Source organism: Marinobacter sp. (assembly GCF_014859525.1).
GTDB lineage: Bacteria > Pseudomonadota > Gammaproteobacteria > Pseudomonadales > Oleiphilaceae > Marinobacter.
In genome coordinates this window covers 93,340-113,791 of record NZ_JACUUB010000002.1, presented here as the reverse complement: position 1 = coordinate 113,791, position 20,452 = coordinate 93,340, and the positions used below count along the sequence as shown (strand labels likewise).

Annotated in this window: 17 protein-coding genes and 1 tRNA gene; 15 read left to right on the top strand and 3 right to left on the bottom strand. The window is 55.7% G+C overall.

Translation table 11 applies throughout. The annotated features are described in order from the left end of the window. The 7 genes from IBX51_RS01295 (at window position 1) to pgi (ending at window position 7,456) form a co-directional block, all read left to right on the top strand. Window positions 1–1,398, top strand: a complete 1,398-nt coding sequence (locus IBX51_RS01295; RefSeq protein ID WP_291827845.1) for a sigma-54 dependent transcriptional regulator — start codon at window positions 1–3, stop codon at window positions 1,396–1,398. 289 nt (window positions 1,399–1,687) lie between these two features. Continuing rightward, a complete protein-coding gene (locus tag IBX51_RS01290; RefSeq protein ID WP_291827842.1) occupies window positions 1,688–2,119 on the top strand; it encodes a hypothetical protein in 432 nt (143 codons plus the stop codon). Further along, on the top strand, window positions 2,112–3,482 hold the full coding sequence (gene pcnB, locus IBX51_RS01285; RefSeq protein ID WP_291827841.1) for a polynucleotide adenylyltransferase PcnB: 1,371 nt from the start codon (window positions 2,112–2,114) through the stop codon (window positions 3,480–3,482). The genes IBX51_RS01290 and pcnB overlap by 8 nt, the downstream gene beginning before the upstream one ends. Beyond that, complete coding sequence (gene folK / locus IBX51_RS01280; RefSeq protein ID WP_291827839.1) at window positions 3,479–3,979, top strand: 2-amino-4-hydroxy-6-hydroxymethyldihydropteridine diphosphokinase; 501 nt, start codon at window positions 3,479–3,481, stop codon at window positions 3,977–3,979. The genes pcnB and folK (IBX51_RS01280) overlap by 4 nt, the downstream gene beginning before the upstream one ends. Window positions 3,980–4,098: 119 nt before the next feature. Next, window positions 4,099–4,893: a 3-methyl-2-oxobutanoate hydroxymethyltransferase gene (panB, locus tag IBX51_RS01275; RefSeq protein ID WP_291827838.1), complete on the top strand. Its 795-nt coding sequence runs from the start codon at window positions 4,099–4,101 to the stop codon at window positions 4,891–4,893. Beyond that, on the top strand, window positions 4,890–5,738 hold the full coding sequence (gene panC, locus IBX51_RS01270; protein WP_291827836.1) for a pantoate--beta-alanine ligase: 849 nt from the start codon (window positions 4,890–4,892) through the stop codon (window positions 5,736–5,738). Before panB ends, panC begins: the two co-directional genes overlap by 4 nt. Before the next feature lie 53 nt (window positions 5,739–5,791). Then, window positions 5,792–7,456, top strand: a complete 1,665-nt coding sequence (gene pgi, locus IBX51_RS01265; protein WP_291827835.1) for a glucose-6-phosphate isomerase — start codon at window positions 5,792–5,794, stop codon at window positions 7,454–7,456. On the opposite strand, the gene folK (IBX51_RS01260) is transcribed toward pgi, so the two are convergent. Together folK (IBX51_RS01260) and folB are read right to left on the bottom strand one after the other, a co-directional pair. Next, window positions 7,436–7,954 (bottom strand): 2-amino-4-hydroxy-6-hydroxymethyldihydropteridine diphosphokinase, encoded by a 519-nt coding sequence (gene folK / locus IBX51_RS01260; protein WP_291827831.1) that lies wholly within the window; start codon window positions 7,952–7,954, stop codon window positions 7,436–7,438. The two genes, pgi and folK (IBX51_RS01260), sit on opposite strands and share 21 nt — an antisense overlap. Further along, the gene (gene folB, locus IBX51_RS01255) at window positions 7,951–8,322 is read right to left on the bottom strand and encodes a dihydroneopterin aldolase (RefSeq protein ID WP_291827830.1); all 372 of its coding nucleotides are present in this window, start codon (window positions 8,320–8,322) and stop codon (window positions 7,951–7,953) included. Before folB ends, folK (IBX51_RS01260) begins: the two co-directional genes overlap by 4 nt. A 144-nt stretch (window positions 8,323–8,466) precedes the next feature. Here folB and plsY point away from each other — a divergent pair, with 144 nt between their 5' ends. Further along, on the top strand, window positions 8,467–9,060 hold the full coding sequence (plsY, locus tag IBX51_RS01250; protein WP_291827829.1) for a glycerol-3-phosphate 1-O-acyltransferase PlsY: 594 nt from the start codon (window positions 8,467–8,469) through the stop codon (window positions 9,058–9,060). A gap of 6 nt (window positions 9,061–9,066) precedes the next feature. Here plsY and tsaD read toward each other — a convergent pair whose 3' ends face one another. Then, the gene (tsaD, locus tag IBX51_RS01245) at window positions 9,067–10,122 is read right to left on the bottom strand and encodes a tRNA (adenosine(37)-N6)-threonylcarbamoyltransferase complex transferase subunit TsaD (RefSeq protein WP_291827828.1); all 1,056 of its coding nucleotides are present in this window, start codon (window positions 10,120–10,122) and stop codon (window positions 9,067–9,069) included. A 237-nt stretch (window positions 10,123–10,359) separates the two neighbouring features. Here tsaD and rpsU point away from each other — a divergent pair, with 237 nt between their 5' ends. The 7 genes from rpsU (at window position 10,360) to IBX51_RS01210 (ending at window position 20,358) form a co-directional block, all read left to right on the top strand. Beyond that, window positions 10,360–10,575: a 30S ribosomal protein S21 gene (gene rpsU, locus IBX51_RS01240; RefSeq protein WP_007153483.1), complete on the top strand. Its 216-nt coding sequence runs from the start codon at window positions 10,360–10,362 to the stop codon at window positions 10,573–10,575. A 152-nt stretch (window positions 10,576–10,727) separates the two neighbouring features. Then, window positions 10,728–12,482: a DNA primase gene (gene dnaG / locus IBX51_RS01235; RefSeq protein ID WP_291827827.1), complete on the top strand. Its 1,755-nt coding sequence runs from the start codon at window positions 10,728–10,730 to the stop codon at window positions 12,480–12,482. A 117-nt stretch (window positions 12,483–12,599) separates the two neighbouring features. Next, window positions 12,600–14,450 carry an RNA polymerase sigma factor RpoD gene (rpoD, locus tag IBX51_RS01230; RefSeq protein ID WP_291827826.1) on the top strand — a complete coding sequence of 617 codons (1,851 nt, stop codon included), beginning with the start codon at window positions 12,600–12,602 and terminating at the stop codon, window positions 14,448–14,450. A gap of 60 nt (window positions 14,451–14,510) precedes the next feature. Beyond that, window positions 14,511–14,587: transfer RNA gene (locus IBX51_RS01225), tRNA-Ile, on the top strand. Between the two features lie 335 nt (window positions 14,588–14,922). Then, complete coding sequence (locus IBX51_RS01220; protein ID WP_291827823.1) at window positions 14,923–15,447, top strand: PEP-CTERM sorting domain-containing protein; 525 nt, start codon at window positions 14,923–14,925, stop codon at window positions 15,445–15,447. Between the two features lie 385 nt (window positions 15,448–15,832). Beyond that, a complete protein-coding gene (gene aupA / locus IBX51_RS01215; RefSeq protein ID WP_291827821.1) occupies window positions 15,833–17,176 on the top strand; it encodes an alkane uptake protein AupA in 1,344 nt (447 codons plus the stop codon). A gap of 11 nt (window positions 17,177–17,187) precedes the next feature. Further along, on the top strand, window positions 17,188–20,358 hold the full coding sequence (locus tag IBX51_RS01210; RefSeq protein WP_291827819.1) for an Ig-like domain-containing protein: 3,171 nt from the start codon (window positions 17,188–17,190) through the stop codon (window positions 20,356–20,358). Window positions 20,359–20,452: the final 94 nt, after the last annotated feature.

Genomic DNA, 20,452 nt, shown 5'->3' with positions numbered 1-20,452 from the left:
ATGCCCCGTATTCTGATTGTTGAAGATGAAGACATTATCCGCTCAGCTGTACGCAAACTGCTTCAGCATGCCGGCTATGAGGTAGCGGATGCTGTCTCCGTAGAAGAAGCAGATACCCTTGAGCCAGACAACTTCGACCTGGTGATCACCGATTTGCGACTGCCCGGCGCCGCCGGCACTGAAATGATCAACCGCGCGCCCAACACACCGGTGCTGATCATGACCAGCTATGCCAGCCTGCGTTCCGCGGTCGACTCCATGAAACTGGGCGCGGTCGATTACATTGCCAAACCTTTCGACCATGACGAGATGCTGGCGGCGGTCGAAAACATCCTCTCTCGCAAAATCAGCCACGCAGGCAGTCAGGCCCACGATGAGCAGACCACTCCGCCCAGTGCAGAAGCATCAGACCCCTCCGCCATTATGTTTGGCCAATGCGAGCCCATGCAGAAAGTGTTCACTCTGATTCGCAAAGTGGCACCAACCGAAACCACGGTTCTGATCCAGGGTGAATCCGGCACCGGTAAAGAACTCGCCGCCCGGGCACTGCACCTGCTTAGCCCTCGGGCAACCAAACCGATCATTTCGGTTAACTGTGCTGCCATTCCGGAGAGCCTGATTGAATCCGAGCTGTTTGGCCACGAAAAAGGCGCGTTCACCGGGGCTGTCTCTGCTCGCACCGGCCTGATCGAGGCCGCCGATGGTGGCAGCCTGTTCCTGGACGAAATCGGCGAACTGCCAGCGGAGGCCCAGGCGCGCCTGCTGCGCGTGCTGCAAGAAAGTGAAATACGGAAAGTAGGCTCCACCCAAAGCCGCATCGTCGACGTCCGGATGATTGCCGCGACCCACCGAAATCTGAAAGCCATGACCCGAACCGGTGAATTCCGGGAGGACCTTTATTACCGTCTTAACGTCATGCAGATCCGTATTCCACCGCTGCGGGAGCGTCGCTCCGACATTCTCGGCCTGGCCCAGCGCTTTCTGAAGCGACAGTCACAGAAACTGGGTAGACCAGAGCTCAGCCTTAGCCCGGAAGCCATGCAGGCGCTTGAGCGCTGCCGCTGGCCCGGCAACGTACGTGAGCTGGAAAATGCCATCGAACGGGCCTCCATACTGACGGATGGCGACATCATCACACCGGCCGTACTGGACCTGGACAGCGACTCCGGCGATGAATACATTCCCGAAACCCTGGTAGAGGGCAATAATGAGCAGACCCGCTCCCGGGATGCAGATGCTTCAAACGACTTGTCTCTGGAAGACTACTTTCAGCATTTCGTGCTGGAGAATCAGGACCGGATGAGTGAGACCGAGCTGGCCCAGAAACTTGGCATCAGCCGGAAATCCCTGTGGGAACGTCGCCAGCGGTTGGGCATTCCACGCAAGAAAAACGGATAAAACCAAAAAATGAACCTAGAATCATTTGTTACCCGGCGTTCCCCACGGTAACACTTCCGAAAAACATAACGTCGGACTGGTAACACTTTAGGCAAATACGGGGTAACACTTATTTCTTGAAAATACTTAACCCCATGTTAACCAAGACATTTCAAAAACTGGCACGGCCTCTGCACTCTTAAGGGGGCACAACAACAAAAACAAAAGTGACAACGCAGCGATAAAACAAAAACAAAAAGCTGCATAGGCGTCCGCCAACAAAAACAAGAACTGGACGCAAGCGAACTGAGTGTTTTGGGTACTTTGCTTTTTAGTGGTCCCCAGGCATGTGCGAGTTGTAGATGTAGATAAGAATCGTTTTCGAAACGGCGCTGCAGCTATTCAGATAACCCGCACCATGTTCCTGACCGCTCTGTGTATTCAAAGCTTTCCGTTTGCGTTGCTTAAAGTCCTTATCGTTTGGACACCACGGTGGGGTAGAAAAATCAAAAAGAATCCCGACAACAACAAAAACAATGCAGATCGTCAACGCTTTGAGGGCGGGTTCGTGAAAACGGATCCGCCTTTTGATTATCTGGCCTTCGGTAAACGTCAAAATCTCGAAAATCCCCCCCTGATATCACCTTTCTCTTCACGAATACGGCCTAAACGTGTGCAATTCCTGCGCAAACCGTTAAAATCTTCGTTTTTGCGCACCGCAAACACGGAATTCCATGCCTAATAGACTTGTTGAAAAACTACGTTCCTTCATTCCCGGTAACGGGAAAAAGAAAGTCCGACACTACCAGCGGCAGGAGATCCCGAGGGATCAACACACTGTCTCCCGCTCCATGATCAGTGAGCAGGCCAGAAAAGTCCTGCACAGACTGAACAAATCCGGCTACGAAGCCTATCTGGTGGGCGGTGGCGTGCGAGACATTCTCCTTGGGGGCCAACCCAAGGATTTTGACATTGCGACCGATGCCACACCGGAAGAAGTGCACGAACTGTTCCGGAACTCCCGATTGATCGGGCGCAGATTCCGTATTGTGCACGTTGTGTTCGGTCGTGAAATCATCGAAGTCACCACTTTCCGGGGCAACGCCCTGGACGCCCGGGAAGAAGTCGCTGACGACGAACACCGAACCAGCGAACACGGGCTACTGCTTCGAGACAACGTTTACGGCAACCTGGAAGAAGACGCCTTGCGGCGGGACTTCACTATCAATGCCCTGTATTACTGCATTCGCAACTTCAGCATTATTGATTACGCCAACGGCGTTCAAGACCTGAATAACCGCCAGATTCGCCTGATCGGCGATCCGGAAACCCGGTATCGGGAAGACCCGGTGCGCATGCTGCGGGCAATACGGTTTGCCGCCAAACTCGATTTTAATATTGAGCCGAACACCGAAGCACCGATTCGCAAGCTGGCTCCGCTGCTGACACACATTCCGTCAGCCAGATTGTTCGATGAAGTACTCAAGCTATTCTCTGCCGGTCACGGTGAAGCCACGTACGATTTGCTACGCGAATACAACTTGTTGGCGCCGTTATTTCCGGAAACCGCACAGGCCATCGAGGCCGGCGAATCCGACGAACTCATTCGCCAGGCCCTGCGCAACACCGACGCCCGGATAGCTCAAGGCAAATCGGTCACGCCCTACTTCCTTTTTGCGGCTATGCTATGGCCGGCTCTGCAGGCGGAATGGCACCGCCGACAAGATAACGGTGACCCGGTGCAGCCTGCATTGCACGGTGCCATCGGCAAAGTGATTGGCCGCCAAGTACAAGCCACAGCCATTCCCAAGCGCTTCTCCGGCCCCATGAAAGAAATCTGGGAGTTGCAGATACGCCTGCCGCGCCGCCAGGGCAAACGGGCGTTTGCAACCCTGACACACCCACGCTTTCGCGCCGCTTATGACTTTTTGCTGGTACGGGAATCCGCAGGCGAAATTGAGCCGGGACTGGGCCAGTGGTGGACCGACTTCCAACGAGCGGATGAACGGGTTCAGGAAAAGATGTTATCGGAGCTTGGGTCGACCACAGCGCCCCGCAAACGCCGCCGTAAGCGCAGTCCGGTAAAGAGGCCGCCTCAGTCATGACGGTCATGGTCTATGTGGGCTTGGGCAGCAACCTTGAAGATCCGGCAGGTCAACTGGCACGAGCCGTTTCTGAACTGGCCAATCTTCCAGACACCACCCTGCAGGCACAGTCGCCCTTTTATGCCAGCCGACCGGTTGGCCCCCAGAATCAACCGGATTTCGTTAACGGCGCGGTAGCGCTTGCCACCAAACTGCCCGCACACCAGTTACTGGACCACCTGCAAGCCATAGAGCAGGCCCATGGCCGAGAACGCCTTCAACACTGGGGGCCGCGAACGCTGGACCTGGACCTGCTGATATATGGTAATGACAGCATCTGCGACGAACGCTTGACGGTACCCCACGCTCAATTGGCCGAGCGTGACTTTGTACTGCAACCGCTGCTTGACCTGAATCCCGAGCTGACCCTACCCGATGGCCGGAGCCTTCAGGCGCTGCGCAGGAAGTGTCCGGATAATCGGCTGCGGCTGCTGCAACCCCAAACCGGAAGCCACTGAATACCTGTCAGGCTCTCCATGCTACTCTTGTGTCTTATATACCTCGGCATTAATCTATCACTTTGAACTCGGCGGACCCCGAGCATAGCTGGCTCATCCACCCAAAAGGCAAGGATCTTATGGCAGTTACCATTAATACCCTGCGGGAATACAAGCAAAAAGGCGAAGCCTTCTCTGCCCTTACCTCTTACGATGCCACTTTTGCACACGTGGTCAGCGAAGCAGGGGTAGACGTAATCCTGATTGGTGACTCCCTGGGCATGGTATTGCAAGGCCACGACAGTACTTTGCCGGTAACCATGGAGCAAATGGTCTATCACACCGCCTGCGTTGCCAGGGGCAACACCGGCTCATTGATCATGGCAGATATGCCGTTCCTGTCGTACGGCACAGTCACCGACGCGCTTGATAACGCGGCAGAGCTGATGCGCGCCGGGGCACACATGGTCAAACTCGAAGGCACCGACTGGATGAGAGACACCATCGAGGCTTTGAGCGAGCGCGGCGTGCCGGTGTGCGCCCATCTTGGGCTCACCCCACAGTTCGTCAATAAATTTGGCGGTTACAAGGTGCAGGGCCGTGATGAAAAAGCCGCTGAAGCGATGATTGAACACGCTTGTGAACTGGAATCGGCCGGTGCCGATGTGATTCTGCTTGAGTGCGTGCCCGCCCCCCTGGCGGCCCGCATAACCCAGGCTGTCAGAGCACCAGTAATTGGCATTGGCGCAGGCTGCGATACCGACGGCCAGGTACTGGTGCTGCACGATATGCTCGGCATCACCGTCGGCCGCAAACCGCGATTTGTGAAAAACTTTCTGGCTGAGAGCCACTCGATTCCCGAAGCGATTGCCGCCTACGCCACGGCAGTGAAAGAGCGCTCATTCCCGGCTGCGGAGCATACGTTCAAGGCATGAGAACTGTACATTCACTGAAAGAACTGCGATCCATGCTGCGCAGTGCCCGGCAGCAAGGTAAAACCATTGGCCTGGTACCCACGATGGGCAACCTGCATGAGGGTCATGTTTCGCTGGTGCGAAAGGCCTCAGAAGCAGCAGATGTGGTGGTGACCAGCATTTTTGTCAATCCGATGCAATTCGGTGCCAACGAAGATCTGGACAAGTACCCGCGCACCCTTGCAGAAGATCAGGATAAGCTGGCCAGTGCAGGTAACACGCTGGTGTTTGCGCCGTCCCCGGAAGAAATCTACCCGGAAGGTCTGGCCCGGCAAACCAAGGTGGTGGTGCCGGATGTCAGCGAAAGCCATTGCGGTGCCAGCCGTCCCGGGCACTTTGAGGGCGTGGCGACCGTTGTGACCATGCTGTTCAACATGGTCCAGCCAGATTTTGCTGTGTTCGGCGAAAAAGATTTTCAGCAACTCGCGGTGATTCGAAAACTCACTCGCGACTTACTGATTCCGGTAGAAATCATCGGCGCGCCGACGGTACGAGAAGACGACGGTCTGGCCAAAAGCTCCAGAAACGGGTTCCTGTCCAAGCAGGAAAGAGCCATTGCGCCGGTTGTGTACCAAACTCTTGCCAACATAGCGACACAACTGACGCAGGGCCGCACCGACCATGACTCGCTTGAGCGTGAAGCTTGTGAAGCCCTAAGTCAGGCTGGGCTGCGGCCGGATTACTTCAACATCGTGAATAGCCACACGCTGGAGCCCGCTACCGCGACAGACCAAGAGATCACCTTGCTGGTCGCAGCGTTTTTGGGCACCACCCGGCTGATCGATAATCTCAGCATTACTCGATAACTCAGGAACCACCGCCTCTGCCGGCAGAGGCGGTAAATAGAAAGGATCCTCTGATGGCGGACAAACCGGCTACACCCACTGATCGCCCGCAGTGGCGCACCCTGGCCCAACACAAGCAAGAGCTTGCGCAAACGACCATGCGGGATCTGTTTACGCAAGACCCAGAGCGCGCCCGTCGCTATCTGGTGGAAGGTGCCGGACTGGCCCTCGACTTCTCTCGTAACCGCATTACCGATGCCACCCTGTCGGCACTGATCGAGCTGGCCAATGCTTGTGGCCTTGAGCAACGACGATCAGCCCTGTTTGCCGGCGACATCGTTAATCTCACCGAGAACCGCCCTGCCCTGCACACGGCGTTGCGTCAGCGCCGTGACACAGACGTTCGGGTTAACGGCCAGAACATCGTTCCAGAAATCCGCGCCACCCTGGATCGCATGGAGCAATTGGTCTCAGCCGTTCATGCTGGCAAACACGCAGGCCATACCGGCAAAGCCTTTACCGATGTGGTCAGCATCGGTATCGGTGGCTCATTCCTCGGCCCCAAGCTAGTGGTTGAGGCACTAAAGCCCTTCTGGCAGGGCAATCTGCGTTGTCATTTTGTAGCCAATATCGATGGCACCGACATTACAGAAACCCTCGCCGGGCTCAATCCTGAAACAACGCTTTTTCTGGTGCAGTCCAAGTCCTTCCAGACCCAGGAAACACTCGAGAACAGCCTGATTGCGAGGCAGTGGTTCGTTGATAACGGCGGCACCAAAGCCGCCGTGGCAACGCATTTTCTGGCAGTGACCGCCAACGTTACCGAAGCAACCAAGTTCGGCATAGCCCCCGGCAACATTTTTCCCATGTGGGACTGGGTCGGCGGACGTTACTCGTTGTGGTCAGCGATCGGTCTGCCTATTGCGTTGACGTTGGGCATGGACCACTTCCGGGGATTGCTCGACGGCGCCTACGCCATGGATTGCCACTTCCGGGATCAACCTGCCGGGCGCAATCTGCCGGTCGTGATGGCGATGCTGAGTATCTGGTACAACAACTTCTGGGGCGCCGAAAGCCATGCTGTGTTGCCTTACGACGAATACCTGAAGCATTTGCCAGAACACTTGCAGCAGCTTGATATGGAGAGCAATGGCAAGCGGGTTACCCAAAATGGTCAGGATGTTACCTGCCAAACCGGCCCGGTGCTCTGGGGCGGGGTGGGGGCCAACGGTCAACACGCCTATCACCAGCTGATTCATCAGGGCACCCGACTGATACCGGCCGACTTCATTATCCCATTGCAATCTCATAATCGGGTCGGGCATCACCACGCCATTCTGTTTGCCAACTGCCTGAGCCAGAGCAGAGCCATGATGGCCGGCAAAAGCCGCACAGAAGCCGAACAGGAATTGATCGATAGTGGCATGGATGTCAGCAGCGCAAAAGCACTGGCGCCCCATAAAACGATTCCCGGCAACCAGCCCAGCAACATTCTGATGATGCAAAAACTGACGCCACAAACACTGGGGGCGCTGATTGCATTGTATGAACACCGAACCTTTGTGCAGAGCGTGATTTGGGACTTGGACTGTTTTGATCAATGGGGGGTGGAGCTGGGCAAGCAGATTGGCAACGAGATACTGCCGCTACTGTTGGGCGAAGAGAAAGCCGGTAGCGCCGGTGACAGCGCCACCGACCACCTGATTCAAAGGTTCCGGTCAGCTAACAAGTGCCCGTGACACCAGGCGGCCCTGCCAACTGAAGTCCACCGGCCACAACTTCTGGTCGCGCTGATAGTTCTGCCAGAGCGTGTGGTAAGGCTCGCCACAGACAGGGTGCCGCTCATCGCCGGCAATGTCGGCCAGCGGCCGCAGCACAAAGGCATTTTTTAAAATTTCTGCCCGTGGCAATTCAACGCCATCCACAACTCCGTTCGCTTCGTCGTAGGTGAGAATATCCAGATCCAACGTTCGGGGGCTGAACTTTGGTGCCGATTGGACCCTGCCATTGTCCGCCTCCAACTGCTTAAAGCGACGCGACAACTCCCCCACCGTCAAATTCGTGTCGATTCCCACCACAAGATTAAGAAAATCAGAGCCCTCAAAGCCCACAGACTCACTTTCATAGACTGGCGAGATGATCAACTCGCCAAACCAACTAGCCAGCGCATCCAGCGCTGCCGTCACGTGCCGATAACGCTCGATATTGCTGCCAACGCTGATGTAGACCCGACTCATGCCCTTACTCCACGCTCAATCCGCACACCCACGGAACGTGCGGCAGGTACGGCACCTGGCTTGTGCAGAGCCAGACGCAGCCAACGTACACCAAATTCGGATTGCAGCATCGCCGCAACCTCTTCTGCCGCGCGCTCAATCAGCTGGGGTTTCATGGCTTGCAAACACTGGCTTACCCGCTCACTAACCGCCGCATAGTCTAATGCATCGGCGACATCGTCGCTGGCTCCGGGTATCCGGATATTCCAGGCCATTTCCAGATCCACCAACAATCGCTGACTAACTTCCCGCTCCCAATCATAGACACCCACAACGGTTTCCACCGCCAGGCCCTCTATGAGCACCGTGTCTAAAGTATGCTCTGCCAAACCGGACTCCCAGTAGTTGTACTCAAGGCTGATTGAATATTGCGCAAGCAAGCGATACTGTGATCACTCACCTGCTTGTTGGATTTCAAAACGGGCATATTCTCACAGAACACCCGGTGCCGTCTGCGCGCCCATGATGTAACCATGGACCTGACCAGCAATCCGATCTTGATTGTCCTGCTTTGCTTCGGTGCCTATCTGGCAGGCTCTGTGCTGTTTGCCTTACCGATATGCCGTCTCTGGCACTTGCCGGACCCAAGAGCCCTGGGCTCTGGCAACCCCGGCGCCACCAACGTTTACCGGGCAGGCGGCTGGCAACCCGCACTGACAACCTTGATGTTGGATGCCTTCAAAGGATGGCTGCCGGTTTGGCTTGCTCACATGGCCGGCTTGTCGATCCTGGTACAAGCCATGGTGGCTCTGTGCGCCGTCACCGGCCACATGATCCCGCTGTTCTATCGATTCAAAGGGGGGAAAGGTGTGGCAACGGCTCTGGGGGCCGGGCTGGCACTGGCACCCCTGACGACCTTTATCATGGCCACACTGTGGCTGGTCATCATGTGGCGGTGGCGAATTTCCGCCGTCGCATCGCTGATCGCCATCACCAGTGGCCCGGTAATCAGCGCCTTAATTGAACCAGAAACCTTGCCCCTGTTCGGGTTACTGACCCTGTTGATTGTGGTGCGCCACCGCAACAACCTGATTCGACTGGCCCAAGGGCGGGAAACCGGCCTGTAACTGGCGTCAATCCACCAAGCCGTTGGCTCTGGGCTCGTGCACCGGCGGTAGCGTGTTCATTGGCCAGCGTGGCACAGACACGATTCGCTCACCGTCCCGCTGCCCCGCCTTCAGGCGCTGAGTGCCAGCGTAGGCGATCATCGCGCCGTTATCGGTACAGAATTCCGGGCGAGCATAAAATACCGAGCCACCGGTTTTTGCCGTCATCTTTTCCAGCGCGGCTCGTAGCCGCTTGTTGGCACTTACTCCACCCGCAATCACCAGTCGCCTGGAGCCGGTCTGTTCCAGCGCCCGCCGGCATTTAATGGTCAGAGTATCGACCACCGCCGCTTCAAACGCCAGTGCGATATCCGCCTTCGTCTGCTCAGTCAGCTCGCCGCGCTCCCTGGCCGCGTTGACCGTGTTCAGCGTGAAGGTTTTCAGCCCGCTAAAACTGAAATCCAGTCCCGGCCGATCCGTCATCGGGCGAGGAAACCGGTATCGCCCCTCCTGACCCTGCTCCGCCAATGCCGCAACCCGGGGCCCGCCGGGATAATCCAGCCCCAACATCTTGGCGGTTTTGTCGAACGCCTCACCGGCCGCGTCATCCACCGATTCACCCAGCATCTGATACTCACCAATACCATCCACCTTGACCAACTGGGTGTGACCACCAGAGACCAACAGAGCCACGAAGGGAAAGGCCGGGGGATTGTCCTCCAGCATCGGAGCCAGCAGGTGCCCTTCCATATGGTGCACACCCAACACAGGAATATTCAGAGCAAACCCCAGGGCATGGGCCACAGCCCCACCGACCATCAAAGCGCCAACCAGACCGGGGCCCGCGGTATAGGCAATGCCATCAATGTCTGCACGGGTCTTGCCAGCACTGACCAGAATCTGGTCACACAGCGGCAACAGCTTGCGAACATGGTCACGAGACGCCAGCTCAGGCACAACCCCACCATAATCGGCATGCATGTCGACTTGACTGAACAGCGCATGGGCCAGCAGGCCGTGCTCATCGTCAAACAAGGCAACACCGGTTTCATCACAGGAAGTTTCGATACCAAGAATCAGCATAATCAGGGTCGCGTCCGAAAGGGTCGTTGAAAGCTGCCGGCATTTTAGCAGAAACCCGAAAGGCTCTGGCAGATTCGTTGAACAGTCGTTGACCTGAACCAGTCCAGGCGCTATCATTGCCGCCCTAAATTATGCACTGGTCGAGTTTTAGCCAATCTGACCAGGGATCGAGCCGATCAGGTGCCAAGCGCCGATCGAATTCATTGAAACCGAATCTATCAGGTAGGTGATTTTCGAATGCCAGCTGTTAAAGTGAAAGAGAATGAGCCGTTTGATGTAGCACTGCGTCGCTTCAAGCGTTCTTGCGAAAAAGCCGGTGTACTGTCTGAAGTACGTCGTCGTGAGCACTACGAGAAGCCGACTGCCGTACGTAAGCGCAAAGCAGCTGCTGCCGTTAAGCGTCATCTCAAGAAGCTTCAGCGTGAGCAGCGCAAGTTCGAGCGTCTGTACTGAGTTCAGATCGTATCGACAGCAAGACTGATTGCCGGAACGGCGTTTCGCCTTATCCGGCAAACTGAAAATGCCGCCGAGGCCTGGCTTCGGCGGCATTTTTGGCTATGGTGAATAACGTTTGTATCCGGCGTTCCGGATGAAGTGGAGCCACCATGAGCGGACTGATCCCTCAACGATTTGTTGAAGACCTGCTGGATCGTATTGATCTGGGAGAGCTGATCGGATCCCGCATTACTCTCAAGAAAGCCGGTGCCAACTACAAAGCCTGTTGCCCATTCCATGATGAGAAAACGCCCTCATTCAATGTTCGGCCAGACAAAGGCTTCTATCACTGCTTTGGCTGCGGCGCTCATGGCGATGCCATCAGCTTCATCCGTGAATTTGAGGGTCTGGGCTTTACAGAAGCCGTGGAAGAACTGGCCAAACGTGCCGGCATGGAAGTGCCTTACGACCAGGCCGCCAAACAGGAAATGCAGCAAGCACGGACACTGACCGACGCTCTGGATTTTGCCGGCAAGTTCTACCATTCGGCATTGGCCAGCCAGCAAGGCGCTTACGCAAGAGATTATCTGAAGCAGCGCGGCCTGGACGACGCCATTATTAAGCAGTACCAGGTGGGCTTTGCACCCGGTACAGGCACGGCCCTGTATGAGGCCGCGCCCAAAGATTTGAAAGGGCCACTGTTAGAAACCAAAACCGTCTCTGACAAGTTCGGCCGGCCAAGAGATTTATTCCGAAACCGGGTGATGTTCCCGATCCGGAACAGCCGTGGTAAAACCGTCGCTTTTGGCGGTCGCACCCTGGGCGACGACAAGGCCAAGTACATCAACTCGCCGGAATCGGACGTATTCCATAAAAGTCGCGAGATCTATGGCCTGCACGAAGCCCGGCAAGCCATCCGCCAGCTCGACAAGCTGCTGGTAGTAGAAGGCTACATGGACGTGATCGCACTGGCCCAGCACGGCATACATTACGCCGTTGCGACCTTGGGCACAGCGACCAATCAGGACAGTTTGACCGCCTTACTCAAACAAGTGAGGCACATTGTATTTTGCTTTGACGGTGACCAGGCCGGATTCCGGGCGGCTGATCGGGCCATGGAGAACGCCCTGGAACTGATGGCGGATGGTCTGCATCTTCAATTTTTGATGCTGCCGCACGGCGAAGATCCAGACACTCTGATCCGCAAGGAGGGCGCCAGCGCCTTCCAAAAACGCATTGAAGGCGCAACACCGCTCTCGCGCTACCTGTTCGACCGCCAGAGTGAAGGCCTGGATTTACAGCAACCAGAACACCGGGGCGAACTGCGGGCAAGGGCCGAGCCCCTGCTGAACAAAATGCCCCGCAGCACACTGCGGGACGCCATGTGGCAGGAAATGCTGCGCCTGTGCGGAGGCCGCAACCAGTGGCAAAACCGCCAGCAGGGCGACCAGAAATATAAAGCCAGAGGCTGGCGGGGCGAACGCCAGAACCGGCCAACGGAAGAACGGATTGATGTAAAGCTGAGCAAAGACAGCACACTGTGCCTGGCTTTGCTGGAGACGCCAGAACTGGCTACCGAAGTCATAGCACTGGCCGACAGCACACGACAACTGGAGCAGGCCGGGCGCTTTGCCCGCTGGCTACTGGAACAGGACATCCGGACCCGCAAAGCATTGGTGGCGGGGCTGGCAACAGACAAACAGGCCCGCGACAGGTTTTACAACCTGTTTGACGGACTGGAGCACATACCGGCACGGGACAGCACACTGGCAGCCGCCAGAGAGCTTTTGAGCCCGAACGAAGAAGCCGCGCGCCAGCAAAAGCTGGCTACCCTGCTCCGGAACCTGGCAACGCTTACCCCAGAACAGCGGGATGAGCTAAGAACGCTCAGTGCCGGCACGTTAAATCCGAAAGCTGAGGACTGAGCACTTGAAACCATTGCCATTGATCACCATCTAACCATCGGTGGCAGACCAGATGAGCGACAGCTATAATAGCTGTTTAACTTTTTTCCTCTTTAAAAGCGAGTTCACAGGGTGTCTATGTCAGGCAATTCGCAGAAATCACGTTTGAAAGACCTCATCGCACGGGGCAAGGAACAAGGTTACCTGACTTACGCCGAGGTCAATGACCACCTGCCAGAAGATATCGCAGATCCGGATCAGGTTGAAGACATCATCCGGATGATCAACGACATGGGCATTCAGGTGTGCGAAGAAACACCGGACGCCGATACGCTGCTGATGACCGAAGGCGACTCTACTGCCGACGAAGCCGCAGCGGCTGAAGCTGCAGCCGCACTCGCCGCTGTAGAAACTGACGCTGGGCGCACCACCGACCCTGTGCGCATGTACATGCGTGAAATGGGCACCGTTGAGCTGCTGACCCGCGAAGGCGAAATCGTTATTGCCAAGCGCATCGAAGAAGGCATACGCGACGTTATGGCGGCGGTTGCTCACTTCCCCGGTACTGCTGGCACCGTTTTGCAGGCTTACGAGCGCATCATCGAGAACGAAGGTCGCATCAGCGACATCGTGACCGGCTTCCTCGACCCGGACGACGCCGAGCCGTTCATGGGCGAAGACGCCAGCGAAGACACCGCCTCCGACGACAGCGATAACAACGATGTCGACGACGATGACAACGGTGACGAAGAAGAGAAAGAGAGCGGTCCGGATCCCGAAGAGACCCGTCTGCGCTTTGAGCTGCTTAAAGAAAAGCTGGATGCCGCTGGCGCTGCACTGGCCAAGCATGGTCGCAGCCACAAGAAAACCCAGGAAGCACTGAATGAACTGGGCCAGGTGTTTGCGCCGTTCAAGCTGGGCAACAAGGCCTTTGATGAGCTGGTCCGGGTTGTTCGCTCCACCAACGATTTGGTTCGCGAAAACGAACGTGCCATCATGCAGATCTGCATCCGCGACTGCAAAATGCCCCGTAAGGATTTCATCAAAGAGTTCCCCGGCAACGAAGTGAATCTGGACTGGGCGCCGCAGATTGCCAAGAGCAAAAAGGCCTACGGTGCTGCCATCGGCGAACGTCTGGACGAAATTGTTCGACTGCAAAAGCGTATCCACAACGTACAGACCGAAGTGGATCTGGATGTAGTCGACATCAAGGAAATCAACCGTCGCGTCTCCATCGGCGAAGCCAAGGCCCGCCGTGCCAAGAAAGAAATGGTCGAGGCCAACCTGCGTCTGGTTATTTCCATTGCCAAGAAGTACACCAACCGCGGCTTGCAGTTCCTTGACCTGATCCAGGAAGGCAACATTGGCCTGATGAAGGCCGTGGACAAGTTTGAATACCGCCGTGGCTACAAGTTCTCAACCTACGCCACCTGGTGGATTCGCCAGGCCATTACCCGCTCCATCGCGGACCAGGCCCGGACCATCCGGATTCCGGTGCACATGATCGAGACCATCAACAAGCTCAACCGTATTTCCCGCCAGATGCTGCAGGAAATGGGCCGCGAGCCCACGCCGGAAGAGCTTGGCGAGCGCATGGAAATGCCGGAAGACAAGATCCGCAAGGTCCTGAAGATCGCCAAAGAGCCGATCTCCATGGAAACCCCGATCGGTGATGACGAAGACAGCCATCTGGGCGATTTCATCGAAGACATCCAGGCCCTGTCGCCGGTGGATTCCGCCACGGCTGAAGGTCTGCGCGAAGCCACCCGCTCTGTGCTGGCCGGCCTGACCGCTCGGGAATCCAAAGTACTGCGTATGCGTTTCGGTATTGAAATGAACACCGACCACACCCTGGAGGAAGTCGGCAAACAGTTCGACGTAACCCGGGAGCGTATCCGACAGATCGAAGCCAAGGCCCTGCGCAAACTGCGCCACCCTTCCCGCTCCGATCACCTGCGCGGCTTTATTGACGACCAGGGCAACGGTTAATCCGAAAGACAGTAGCGGGCGCCACCCCTCGTGGGTATAATGGCGCCCGCTTTCTTTTCAGGGCCTATAGCTCAGTTGGTTAGAGCAGGGGACTCATAATCCCTTGGTCGCTGGTTCGAGTCCAGCTGGGCCCACCACTCCTTTCAGTCGCGCTGAATCTCATCGGACTACTCCAGCCACAAATCACAGATTTCTGTCGCTTCGCAGGGCGAAAGCTTCGCTTCCGCTTTATCCTGCTTCGCCCAGCTGGGCCCACCACTCTTCCACGTCAAATAACTTTACACTCCCGATATCTGGCGAGACAAAAATCTCATATCAATCAACGTGCCGCAACCTTGGCACGCCGATTGCTAAACCTACTATGTCATCCGTATGGAAACTCGACACTACAGAGCCCGAGGGAACGAGTAGTGGCAAAACCGATACAGGGTGCCGTTGGTCACCGACAGGTGTTGATCTCAAGGAGTGTGTCATGATGAAAATCAAAACTATGTTATTCGGTGCGTTACTGGCCTTCAGTGTCAGCGGCAGCGCCTTTGCCTACACCATCGCCGGTGGTATTGACGTGGGTGGTGAGGATACCTTTCTCGCTGAAGCCATTGGTCTTAACTCAGGAGAAGCGTCAGAAACTGAGTGGGCATCAGGAATCGCCGGTACTCAACTTACCTTTGCCGGTAGAACCGAACCTGCCAGCTTTATCGTGACGGAAGAAGACGCCGGCGTCATTGCGTTCGAGCTGATGACCATGCCGACTTACTTCCTGGTGAAAGACGCCCAGAAACACGTTCTGTTCAAAAACGAGCAAAGCATGGATTGGGGTGTGTTCAACCTGCTGAGCTACTTCGGCTCCAACAAACTGGAAGATCTTGAACTCAGCCACTTGACCGAGTTTAACGGCAACACTGTTAAAGTGCCTGAGCCGGGCACACTGGGTCTTCTTGGTCTCGGTATCCTGGGCCTGCTGACAGTTCGCCGGAAGTTGCAGCACAATGCTTAACGGGTAACATCAGTTAGCTAACCTACAAAACTCTCCTCTTGGGGAGTTTTGTTTTTTGGGCTATAGGATCCATCTTCCGCCCAAACTCGCCAAGATGTCAGGCTTCTTTACACTTCACGCCGCGACCATCCTTATCAAGCACATCAAACCCGGACAAATGTGAACTGCATCTCAAAAACAGAATTTGCACTCCAAGCCTCGCCTCTGCTCTGAAAAACAACTTCTTTTTAGTCAGATACTTATATCAACTTTGGCCCTCCAACGTCTTAATGCGCGTCTCCAAAGCCACACCGCATCCTCCCGCTCCCGATTTATGATCAGACCATAACGATAAATCGGTCAGAAGACCGGCAAGCGACTAAACAAAAAACAACGGAGTATCAAAATGCACGGCTTTGATTTCGCAGGTAAGCGGATTCTCTGCGCCTCTGTTTCGGCGATCAGTCTATCCCTGTCGTTCCCCGTGTTTGCCAGCATGGGTAACCTTGGCACCACCTACGGTGTGATGCCCAGTGACATAGCCTCAGCGCAGGCACTGTCAATGTTTAATACACAAGTGTCTGCCACTTATTACAATCCTGCCTACCTGACCAAAGACCCCCGGGGCGAACTCACTGCCGGCCTGTTGCATGCCGAGCAGGAACTACGCGCCAGCAGCCCCACCCGGGACGGCGATGTAGTGTCTAACTCCCCAAGCCAGCACGTACTCATTGGCATGAAAACCAATCTGGGCTCGCTGACTCGTTTCGGCCATCCTCTGTATCTGGGCTTTGTGGCCGGCGTTGAGAAATACGGTAAGGAAATGCTCGCCTTTGAATCGGAAACCTCCGAAGACGGCCAGTTCCTGCAGTACGGCCGCGAGCCTCTTTTTCTGAACATCGGCGGCGCAACCAGGATATGGCGCGGCATCGATGCGGGGGTGGCAGCACGGATTACCCTGCAGGCTGAAGCCAGCCTCGATGCTCGCTCTACCCTCGGCGGCGAGACTAGCCAGGAAAGACTGGGCGTTAGCGCCAAACCGTCCATCAAAGGCATTGGCAGCGTTAACGTCGATCTTGGCGAAACGATCTGTCCAGAGCGGGCGTGCATCGTGAGCGGCTTCGAGACAGCCCTCGCCTATCGCGCCCGCTCCAACACCAAAACCACGGTGGACGCCAATGTGGTGGTCCCTCAAGTGATTCCTGAGCCGGGATTGCCTCTGGCGGTCTCCACCATCGACTCCTTCCAGCCCGAGATCATCGCTTTCGGCCTGCATTACCAGGGAGACGGGTGGCGGATCGGGGCCAGCCTCGAACATCAGAAGTGGTCGGAACTTGAAGATGCCTTCGCCAAGGACACCATCAAGAATCAAAGCGGAGTCAGTGAAGGGTTGAGAATGTCTTTCGACGACATTCTGGTACCCAGAATTGGCGGTGAATACCAGCTGACCAGAGCGTTTGCTGTCACCGCGGGCATCGCTTATGAAGAATCGCCCCTGCGCACCACCCAGAATCCGGAGGTCAACTATTTCGACAACGACAAGATCGTGATCGGCCTGGGTGTCAGCGCTGAATACGAGCGCACCCGCCTGTTTGCCTATCCGGTCCGGTTTGATCTCGGCTACCAGTACCAGCAACTGCAGAAGCGGGATTTTCAGGTAACCCCGTTTGGTAGCGAAACCGCCAATGAAACCGTCGAAACCGATGGCGACGTTCACGTTGTCGCGGGCTCTGTGACCTTCAAGTTCTGACGAGGCTAATCATGAACAAGACAATTCTTGCGCTTGCATTGACAGGTTTGGGCTTGACGGGCTGTGGTGGTGAAAAACAGACTGTGAGCAAGGCAGCTTCAGCTCCTGAGCTGTATTTCGCCTACCCGGCTGACACCCCGGTGATGGCTGACGGCAACCAACTGTTTACCAATACGGTGCCGGTGTCGGCTCCGATTTTTCTGCGCTTTACCGACCAGATCACCACACCGGAAGACGAACTTTCAGACGCACTTATCCTTACTGACAGCCAAGGCAATGCCGTCCCGTTGGGTGTTGCGACCATGACCGCAGGTAATAAAGGCCTCGCGGTCAAACCCGCATCCCCTCTGGCGCCACGCCAGGTCTACACGCTCAAAGCAAACGGACTGGAAGTCGCGGGCCAGCCGGTTACGCTCACTAGCGATGGCATTGTTTTCAAGACAGAACCCGCAACCAGGGGGCCTCTGGTTAATCAGACTGAAGACGTCGATTTCCGTATCGCACGGTTTATCCCGTTCGATGACAACCGGTACCCTGCAACAGACCTATCGGTGCTCAGGATTCAGTTTACAGAACCGGTTAAATCTTCAACCTTGATCTATGGGGAAACCATCAGTCTTCGTGATGGCGCGGGTAATCTGGTTCCAGCCGAAGTATTTCTCCGCGGACACCGTTTAACGATTGACCCCGACGACTACCTGGACCCATCACAAACCTACTCTATTGAAGTCACTGACGGCATTGAAAGCGAAATACTCGGGGCAAAACTGCACGTGCCTGAAGAAGCCCCCTGGACCTTTCAACCTGCCGACACCCGCTCTCCAAATGGAGAACGGCAGTTTTCAGCCCAGAAAGCTTCGACAAATGCTGGAGAAGTCGCGCTGTCAGGTGAAAAGTTCAATACTGTAAATCTGCAATCAAAACTTTTGGGCGAGAAGAATCCTACCACTGCAAGCGGCGTGGTGTTTGCGGAGCTCGGATACATTCCTGGCTTCGACAGGGCCGGGAAGAGTGTGCCACTGGCAATAAGCCGTGGATCACTGATGACAGGCTCAAGTGTTGTCGTCAATGTTGCCGGGGCAGTACCCGCAGGTTTCGAATCCGATACCGTCAGCGTTCGTTTCATCTCTGACGCCAACGGATTCCTGATGCCTAACCCCTACACAACGGCAGAGGATGCTCCGAGGCTCGTCGAACTGTTCATCGATATGGCGCTCAACACCGAGAATCCGGTTGCCAACGCAGCACTTGCTCAGCAAATGCTGCATGTACACTTAGTCGGCACCGCCATCGTGGAAGATGGGACTTTGACCATTGAGGCTGTCGGAGTGATTGAACCAGATGTTATGGGCGTAGACCAAGCCTCAGGACTGATATCTTTCAGACTGGAGGGATTCCGCTTCGAGAAGGATGCCCCAACGCCAGGGGAGTTTGCGGACCAGACGTCGCCATTCGTCAAAAGCTGGGTGCCAGGTGACAATACCGACAATTTCCGTTCCGGCGATCCCATTATCGTTTACTTTTCAGAGCCCGTGCTGCCATCGTCGATAAACACCGAAAACATCCAGCTAATTGGTAACGATGGAGCTGTCACAAGCGCCATTGCAGCAGATCTGAGCGTGAATGGTTCGGTGCTGATCATGAATCCCCATGAGCCGCTTGAGCATGGACTGGATTACACTCTGCAAATCGAGCGCGTAACAGACCTTTCCGGCAACCTGGCGGGCAACATGTCCTTACCTTTCCAGCTGCCTGAGACCAGCGAAACCACTCCAACGGATGTGGGTCCGGTTGCCTTAACAACCCTGCCCGGCTACCCCTGCGCTAAAACCGACATGGACCAGACGCCAGACAGGCAGGGGCGCTGCCTCGGCGGGATCACTAGCCTCACGCCTAGCTCACCTAACTTCGGAGCGCGCTTACTAGACGACCTGCTCCCTATCGATCAACACCCGGCAGACAAGCCAATCCTGGTAAGATTTTCACAGAACATTGACCAGGCCTCCGTTATAAAAGGAGAGAGCTTCAGGATTGAGAAGCGTGTCGACGGAGCCTGGCGTGAGGTCGAGGGTCAAGACGACTACCAGCTGGAAATCGATGCTCGAACGATTGTAGCCAGACCCTTGGAAAGTTGGGAGCCATCAGTAACCTATCGATACATTCTTACCGATGCCATTACCAATACCGAGAATGTGCCGCTTTATTCACGCCTCCTTAACCAGTATCAGGATCCTGGCAGGCCCCTCAGTGCCTTAAAAGCGGGCGGGCATAGTCTGGAGAACCGTTTTGTTGCCTCGGCGCCTGGTGAAGAACGCCTTTTCTTGCCATTAAACAACCTCCCCTCCAAGGATGTTAACAGCAACTTGCGGCTGGACAGACCAAGCGAGGCGACCGGATTCGAGAACATCCCGGCAAACTCGGGACGCCTCGAGATTACTGGGGTAGACAGTGGTGTGCTTGGGTCAGCCAGAATCGGCTGCTCAGTCGGCTCAGCCTCATGCGACAGATCCAGGGAATTCATCGCCAAAACGGCCAAACTTGACGTTGCCGTCGCTTCTGATGCCATCGAAGGGAGCGATGGAATAAAAAGAGTTCCGGTAAAGCTACATCCCTCCATTCTCCTTACAACGTCGAGTGACGTGTGGATTCAGTTAGACAACAACTTCCTCGCGAGCTTGGCGACTGAGACCGGCGACCCGAATCAGGTTTTGCCAACTGGCCCGATGTTAATGCGAATGCGCTATCAAGGTGAGAACCGGAACCAGCTGATCGATGGCGTTATCTCCGAAATTGATGGCCAACTTACCTTTGAGACAGAGCTGGACATCTACCTGGATGCGCCTTATCTGAACTCGAGGCTGAGTGGGCTGGCAAACACCAGGCTTGAGGACAACCTCCGAAGCTTTCCGATTGACGGACTAAAGCTACGAGGAGCAATCACATTCCTCGACGATGGCCGTATGGTCATTGAACAGCGCAATGTTGAGCCGATTAACGTTGATATCCAGCTGCGGGGCGAGGCTACCGTAAGCTTTCTGGAAAACTGCGGTATCTTCCAGTTCTTCTGTAACGTGGTTAATCGTATTACCAACGTGATTATCGATGTGAATACCGATATCACGATGACCATTGCACCTGACGAGCTTCACGTGAGGTACCTCTCCCCCTACACCCAGAATTGAGGGCAAGCGTGCCCGGGCAACCGGGCACGCTACTTCACCGAACCTTCCTCATGGTCAGCCATCCGCTGGCCTTTTTTCATACAAAACGTCGCAT